Source organism: Streptomyces sp. SID5785 (assembly GCF_009870065.1).
GTDB lineage: Bacteria > Actinomycetota > Actinomycetes > Streptomycetales > Streptomycetaceae > Streptomyces.
In genome coordinates, this window is record NZ_WWIA01000960.1 from 1 (window position 1) to 6,897 (window position 6,897).

Annotated in this window: 6 protein-coding genes and 1 pseudogene; 4 read left to right on the top strand and 3 right to left on the bottom strand. The window is 74.2% G+C overall.

Features of this window, described 5'->3' with window-relative positions:
- Positions 1-1,327 (bottom strand): annotated as a pseudogene (locus tag GTW43_RS31360) (hypothetical protein); the annotation flags it as partial.
- 217 nt (positions 1,328-1,544) lie between these two features.
- On the opposite strand from GTW43_RS31360, the gene GTW43_RS31365 reads away from it, so the two are divergent.
- Together GTW43_RS31365 and GTW43_RS31370 are read left to right on the top strand one after the other, a co-directional pair.
- Positions 1,545-2,372 (top strand): DeoR/GlpR family DNA-binding transcription regulator, encoded by an 828-nt coding sequence (locus tag GTW43_RS31365; protein ID WP_161305367.1) that lies wholly within the window; start codon positions 1,545-1,547, stop codon positions 2,370-2,372.
- Positions 2,373-2,473: 101 nt separating this feature from the next.
- A complete protein-coding gene (locus GTW43_RS31370) occupies positions 2,474-2,953 on the top strand; it encodes an SRPBCC family protein (protein WP_161305368.1) in 480 nt (159 codons plus the stop codon).
- Between the two features lie 10 nt (positions 2,954-2,963).
- Here GTW43_RS31370 and GTW43_RS31375 read toward each other — a convergent pair whose 3' ends face one another.
- Complete coding sequence (locus GTW43_RS31375) at positions 2,964-4,106, bottom strand: PLP-dependent cysteine synthase family protein (RefSeq protein ID WP_202502182.1); 1,143 nt, start codon at positions 4,104-4,106, stop codon at positions 2,964-2,966.
- A 237-nt stretch (positions 4,107-4,343) separates the two neighbouring features.
- On the opposite strand from GTW43_RS31375, the gene GTW43_RS31380 reads away from it, so the two are divergent.
- Both GTW43_RS31380 and GTW43_RS31385 read left to right on the top strand, forming a co-directional pair.
- Complete coding sequence (locus GTW43_RS31380; RefSeq protein WP_161305369.1) at positions 4,344-4,670, top strand: hypothetical protein; 327 nt, start codon at positions 4,344-4,346, stop codon at positions 4,668-4,670.
- Between the two features lie 233 nt (positions 4,671-4,903).
- Positions 4,904-5,401, top strand: a complete 498-nt coding sequence (locus GTW43_RS31385) for an ATP-binding protein (RefSeq protein WP_161305370.1) — start codon at positions 4,904-4,906, stop codon at positions 5,399-5,401.
- 32 nt (positions 5,402-5,433) lie between these two features.
- Here GTW43_RS31385 and GTW43_RS31390 read toward each other — a convergent pair.
- The coding region (locus GTW43_RS31390; protein ID WP_161305371.1) for an ABC transporter permease at positions 5,434-6,897 on the bottom strand (1,464 nt) is incomplete at its 5' end.

Below are 6,897 nucleotides of genomic sequence, written 5' to 3' on the forward strand. Positions count from 1 at the left end.
AGTCGGCGACGCGCTGGGCGACGCCGCCGGTCATGACGCCGCCCAGGGCGCAGGCCAGCATCGCGGTGGCGGGTCCGCCGAGGCCGCGCAGGGCGGTGCGGGGGTCGGGCGCCGTGCGGTAGATGGAGCGGGCGACGAACGCGGCGCACAGCACGAGCGCGCCCTGGACGAGGGCGATGCCGCCGAACGTCGTGTCGCCCGGCAGCCGCCCGGCCGACTGCCAGCCGGGCCGCGACCAGCACGCGTAGAGCACGGTCAGCGCGAGCAGGGTCAGGGCGCCGTAGGGCAGGGCGCGCACGAGGGTGCGGTCGGCAGTGGTGTCGAGGCGGTTCTCGCTGCGGCCGCGCCGCGCCACGACGCCGACGACGGTGACCGTGCCGGCGACCAGGGCGCCGACCAGGACCCAGCCGAGGAGGTCGAGGATCGCGGGGCCGCCGGCCGCGCGGTCGTGGCGGGCGGCGGAGGTGCCGACGGCGGCCGCGACGGTGAGCAGTCCGGCGGCGGTGTGCGCGGCCCGCAGCCGGGCGACGAGCCGGCGGCCGTACCAGAAGCCGGGCTTGCCGAGCGCCGAGGTCGGGGCGCTGTCGTCCGGGTCGGGCTGGTGCGGCAGCGGGCGCTGGGACTCGTAGGCGCTCCAGGTGCGGTGCGACAGGTACCAGAGGAGCCCGGTCAGCGCCGTCGGGACCAGGGCCGCGAGGGCGAGCCGGCGGCCGGGCTGGCTCCACCAGCCGCCGCTGCCGTCGGCGCCGGCGGACAGGAAGCCGAGCCAGGCGTGCCGGTCGGCGCAGGCGGTGGCGCCCGCGCACTGCCAGGCGGTCAGGTCGAGCGCGACCTCGCACGCCGCCGCCACGAGCAGGACGGTCAGCGTGAGCCCGGTGAGCCGGATCAGGAGGCCGTACAGGCGCAGGGCCGGGGACCGGCGGCGGGCGTCGGGCCGCATCCAGTGCGCCAGGTTGACCACCATGAACGGCAGCAGGAGGAGCCACAGGGCGCGCGAGCCGTTGCCGGAGGTGAGGTTGCACCACACGTAGGCCTCGGGGACGGGTCGGCCGCGGTAGTCGTCGGGGCGCTGTTCGGCGTCGCGGTCCTCGGTGCGGCGGAAGACGGCTGCGGTGTCGTCGCCGGAGATCCGCACGGTGCTCGGGTCGCCGAGCATGGCCGCGGGGGTCGTGCCGCCCACGCCGTGCACCAGGAGTTCGAGCGCGGCCCGGTCCGGCGCCTCACCACCGCCCTCTGCGACCCCTGCCGCGCCTGCCGTGCCGTCCGGCGGGCCGCTGTCCCGGTCGCCGCCACGGTCACTGTCCCTGTGCTGCTGCTCGCGCGCCATCGTGACGTGTCCCCCGTTCTCGACCGCACCAGGATCCCGGCTCCGTGCGCGCGTGCGCACCCCTCGTCACCGAATCTCCCCGAGCTCTCACCCGGTCGGCGGCGCCCGGACGTTCGGGACGGGGTGTGCGGGCGGTGGGACCGGTGTCGGTGGTACGTGCGAGGATGACGGGCACACTGTGGGCCAGGCGTGACGAGGCGAAGGGATCCGACCGGACGTGAGCGAGAATCAGAACCTGCTCGCCGAGCAGCGTCGCGCCCTGATCCTCGACGAGGTGCGCCGCCGCGGCGGCGTCCGGGTCAACGAACTGACCAGGAAACTCGGCGTGTCCGACATGACGGTGCGGCGCGATCTGGACGCGCTCGCCCGGCAGGGCGTGCTCGAGAAGGTGCACGGCGGCGCCGTCCCGGTCGTCGAGGCGAGCACCCACGAGCCGGGCTTCGAGGCGAAGTCGGGGCTCGAGCTCACCGCCAAGGAGGACATCGCCCGCGCGGCGGCGGCGCTGGCCGGGCCCGGCACGGCGATCGCCCTGTCCGGCGGCACGACGACCTACGCGCTGGCCCAGCACCTGCTCGACGTCCCGGACCTCACGGTGGTGACGAACTCGGTGCGGGTGGCCGACGTGTTCCACGCGTCGCAGCGCAGCGCGGGCACCCGGCCGGGAGCCGCGACGGTGGTGCTGACCGGTGGGGTGCGCACTCCGTCGGACTCGCTGGTGGGCCCGGTGGCCGACCAGGCGATCGGGGCGCTCCACTTCGACGTGCTGTTCCTCGGCGTGCACGGCATCAGCCCGGAGGCCGGCCTGTCGACGCCGAACCTGGCGGAGGCGGAGACGAACAGACGTCTGGTGCAGTCCGCGCGCCGCGTCGTGGTGGTCGCCGACCACACCAAGTGGGGGACGGTGGGCCTGAGTTCGTTCGCCTCGCTCGACCAGGTCGACACGCTGGTGACGGACGGCGGGCTGTCCGGGGAGGCGCGGGCCGAGGTCTCGGAGCACATGCGGCTGGTCGTCGCCGGTGAGCCGGAAGCAGGTACAGACATCTGACGGTGCGGGGGCTATGGTGGCGCGAGCCCGGCCCCCGGGGCTCTCCGAGGCCGGTGCTGCGCGTCCGTCGAACCGTCGTCCTGGCTGGGGGCTGAACGTTCATGGCACGTCGTCTGCTGTCCGTCGGCCCCGATTTCGCGGAGACCGCACCGCTGCGCCTGGTGTTCGCGCGCGAGGTGTCCGCACCGCCCGGCGCCGTGTACCGCGCGCTCGCCGAGGACGTCACGGGCTGGCCCGAGTGGTTCTCCGCGGTGACGCTGGCCCGGCCGCTGGACGGCGGGGCACGGCGCGAGGTGCGGCTCAGGGGCGGCACCCGGTTCCTGGAGACGATCGTGGCCGCGGAGCCGGACGAGCGCTACGCGTACCGGGTGGACGAGACCAATGCACCCGGGGTGCGGGCCCTGCTCGAGGAGTGGCGGATCGTCGCGGTGCCCGGGGGTTCGCGGGTGCAGTGGACGTTCGCGGCGGACGGCGCCGCCCCGTTCCGCGTCGGGCTCAGGGTGGGCCGGGCGGGCCTCGGCCGTGCGTTCCGCGACGCGGTCGGGGCGCTGGAGCGCCGGCTCGCCTCCGCGCCGGCCTGAGCCGGCCGGGTCAGACGGGCCAGGTGCCCGTCTCCAGGAGCCGGTCGATCGTCGCGGCGTACGGGCGGATGTCGAGGCCCTGCGCGGCGAGCCAGTCGTCCGAGTAGTACTTGTCGAGGTAGCGGTCGCCCGGGTCGCACAGCAGGGTGACGACGCTGCCCCGGCGTCCCTCGGCCACCATCTCGGCGACGATCTTCAGGGCGCTCCACAGGCCGGTGCCGGTGGAGCCGCCGGCCTTGCGGCCGATGGCGTGCTCGAGGGCGCGGACCGCGGCGACGCTCGCCGCGTCGGGGACCTTCATCATCCGGTCGATGGCGCCGGGCACGAAGCTGGGCTCCATGCGCGGGCGGCCGATGCCCTCGATGCGCGAGCCGCAGTCGCTGTGGGCGTCCGCGTTGTCCGTCGTCCAGCCCTCGAAGAAGCAGGAGTTCTCCGGGTCGGCGACGCAGATGCGGGTGTCGTGCTGCATGTAGTGCACGTAGCGGGCGAGGGTCGCGGAGGTGCCGCCGGTGCCCGCGGTGGCGACGATCCAGGTCGGACAGGGGTAGCGCTCGAGCTCCATCTGCCGGTAGATCGACTCGGCGATGTTGTTGTTGCCGCGCCAGTCGGTGGCACGCTCGGCGTACGTGAACTGGTCCATGTAGTGGCCGCCGGTACGGGCCGCGAGGGCCGCCGACTCCTCGTACATGCGGCGCGGGTCGTCGACGAAGTGGCAGCGGCCGCCGTGGAACTCGATGAGCCGGCACTTCTTGGCGCTCGTCGTGCGGGGCATCACGGCGATGAAGGGCACCCCGATCAGCTTGGCGAAGTAGGCCTCGGAGACGGCCGTCGAGCCGCTGGACGCCTCGATGACGGGCCGGTCGGGGCGGATCCAGCCGTTGCACAGGCCGTAGAGGAAGAGGGAGCGGGCCAGGCGGTGCTTGAGGCTGCCGGTGGGGTGGGTCGACTCGTCCTTGAGATAGAGGTCGATGCCCCAGTGCTCGGGCAGCGGGAAGCGCAGGAGGTGGGTGTCGGCCGAGCGGTTGCTGTCGGCCTGGACCTTGCGGACGGCCTCCTTGAGCCAGCTGCGGTAGTCGAGGTCGGTGTGGTCGACGTCGAGTGTCGCCATCGGCTCGCCGCCGGGGCGCTCGCCCTCGGGACGGCCCTGCTGCATCGTGCTCACCGCGCGGCTCCTTCGCCTCGTGCGCCCGTGTCCACCTCGTGCGCTCCGTGCGCCTCAACCGAGCGTCCGCCCCGATCATAGACACCTTCCACACGCTTCTCACCTGCATAAACACCGCTTTGAGGAGCTCAAAGAAGCGGGCACACTGGTACCGCGGGACCGCTGCGGGCAGACTGCACGGCACGGGGACGGTCACGACACGGGACGGGCTCGAGGGGGCGAGGCGGCATGGCGGAGCCGGAGTTCACGGCGACGGGCGTACGGATCGGGCGGCGGCTGCGCTCGCTGACCCGGGCGGGACAGGTCCGGATCGCCGGCGGCAGACTCGAACTGCTGACGAGTTACGGGCGCGAGATCGACAGCGCGCCGCTGGGCGAAGTCCGCGCGGGCAAGCCCTGGTTCGGCTCGGACGACCGGGCGACGGCAGAGGTCGACGGGCGACGCTACCTGCTGCGGCTCGGCGGTCAGGGCGGGGAGCCGGGCGGCGAGGACACGGGCCCGGGCGTGGCCCGCCGCTTCATCGAGACGGTGCGCAGGGCGACCGGGCGGGCGTAGCGCACCCCTCGGCCGCGTCAGAGGTCGCCCGCCGCCCCGGTCACCGGCCGGAGTTGCACGCTCACGCCCCCTGAGTCACGCTGGTCACACATCACTACTCAGGGTTTACCGGCGATGACGCTGCGAACCAGCCCGCCGGACATGCAGGGGCGGTACCGGCGCGGCCCGTTGGCTCAGTGGCTCCGCTCGATCCGCTCCCTTCCTCTTCCGGACTCATTCGGGGAGTCGCAGTCGTGATCAGCCAGCCGAGCAGGCATTGCACGGTGGAGCTCCAGGCCCTGCCGTCGCGGATCGGACAGGTCCGCTCCATCGTTTCGGCGCAGTTGCGCCACTGGCATCTCGAGCCGTTGGTCGATCTGGCGGTGCTCGGCGTGACCGAGCTGCTGACCAACGTCCACCGGCACGCGGGGCCCGACAAGATGTGCACGGTCGAGATCGAACTGGCCCGGGAGCGCCTCACGGTCTCGGTGCACGACCGCGATCCCCGGCTGCCCGCGGTGCGGGACGCCGATCCCCTCGCCACGTGCGGCCGCGGTCTCGCGATGGTCGCGGCGCTCAGCGAGAGCTGGGGCGTGCGTCCGCAGGACGGCCGCGGCAAGGTCGTGTGGTTCGCGCTGCCCGCACCCGTGCACACGCCGCCCGTCGCGCCGTATCCCGTGTACCGGACGGCGGCCTCGCGCAGCGCGGACGCCCCCTTACAGACTCCCGCCCGGTCCGCCGTCGCAGGCTGACCGGGCGGTGATCCTCCACCGGCGGACGCGGTTCACTCCGTCGCGATGGCACGCAGCACGTCGAGCCGTGCCGCCCTGCGGGCCGGGCGCAGTCCCGCGAGGGCGCCCGCGGCGAGCCCGACGAGGGCCACGACGACCAGCTGCACCGGCGGCAGCGCGAAGGCGAACGCGCTGTCGCTCGCCGCGTCGGACGCCTTGACGAGCACCCAGCCGAGGAACCCGCCGAGCAGCAGTCCGCCCGCGGTGCCGAACGCGGCGACGAGCACCGACTCCCAGCGGACCATGGCCCGCAGCTGGGAGCGGGTCTGACCGACGGCGCGCAGCAGTCCGAGTTCCCGGGTGCGCTCGTGCACGGCGAGCGTCAGGGTGTTCGCGATGCCGAGCAGGGCGATCAGGACGGCCAGCGCGAGCAGGGCGTAGACCAGCGTCAGCATCATGTCGATGCCGCCGGCCGAGGACTGCGCGTACGCGTCGCGGGTCTGCACCTCGGGGTTGCCGTAGGCGTGGGCGACCTTGTCGACGGCGGCCTTGCCGTCGGCGGCGCCGACCCCGTCCTTGAACGTGACGGAGACGAGCGTGTCGGAGTCCTGGACACGGTGCGGGGCCCAGGCCTGGCGCGTGATGACGTAGTCACCGGCCAGCTCGGACTGTCCGTAGACGGCGCGGACGGTGAAGTCGGCGCTGGTGCGGTCCGTGAACGTGAGCCGCGTGGTGTCGCCGACGGCGAGGTGCTGCCGGTCGGCCTCGTCGCGGGTGAGCGCGATGCCGTGGGTGCCGAGGTGGTCCAGGGAGCCCTGGACGGTGCCGAGGTCGAAGGAGCGGGCGAGGGCGACGGGGTCGGTGACGGTCAGCGCGCGGCCGGCGCCGTCCACCTCGGCGACGCCCTTGCCGAGTCCGACGGCGGTGTCCACCTCGGGCAGCTTCGCGAGGGCGGGGGCGAGCTTCGGGCTGAGGCCGCTGCCGCCGGCGCCGAACGCGGGCGCGGAGACGGCGAGGTCACCGGCGAAGGAGCGGTCGACCGTCTGGTTCATGGTCGCCTTGAGCGAGGCGCCAAAGACGGTGAACAGCGAGACGACGGCGACGCCGATCATCAGGGCGCTCGCCGTGGCGGCGGTGCGCTTCGGGCTGCGCAGCGCGTTGCGCCGGGCGAGGGCGCCGGTGACGCCGCGCAGCCGCTGGAGCGGACTGCCGAGGACCCGGACGGCGGAGGCCGAGGCGACCGGGCCGAGCACCACGAACGACGCGAGGGCGAGCACCGCGCCGAGGGCCGCCAGGGTCAGCGACGGGGTGACGAGGACGCCGACGAGGGCCGCGGCGACGGCGACGGCACCGAGGACGGTGCCGACGACGGCGCGGCTGCGGGACGCGCCGGAGTCGTCGACCGCGCTCTCGCGCAGGGCGGCGAGCGGCGCGGTACGGCCCGCCTTCAGGGCGGGTACGAGGGCCGATCCGAGGCAGACGACGACGCCGACGGCCAGCGGAAGCAGGAGGGACAG

Coding starts and splice junctions, on each gene's coding strand:
- GTW43_RS31370 (WP_161305368.1), top strand. CDS start 2,474: ATGGCACGTCGTCTGCTGTCCGTCGGCCCCGATTTCGCGGAGACCGCA.
- GTW43_RS31375 (WP_202502182.1), bottom strand. CDS start 4,106: ATGCAGCAGGGCCGTCCCGAGGGCGAGCGCCCCGGCGGCGAGCCGATG.
- GTW43_RS31380 (WP_161305369.1), top strand. CDS start 4,344: ATGGCGGAGCCGGAGTTCACGGCGACGGGCGTACGGATCGGGCGGCGG.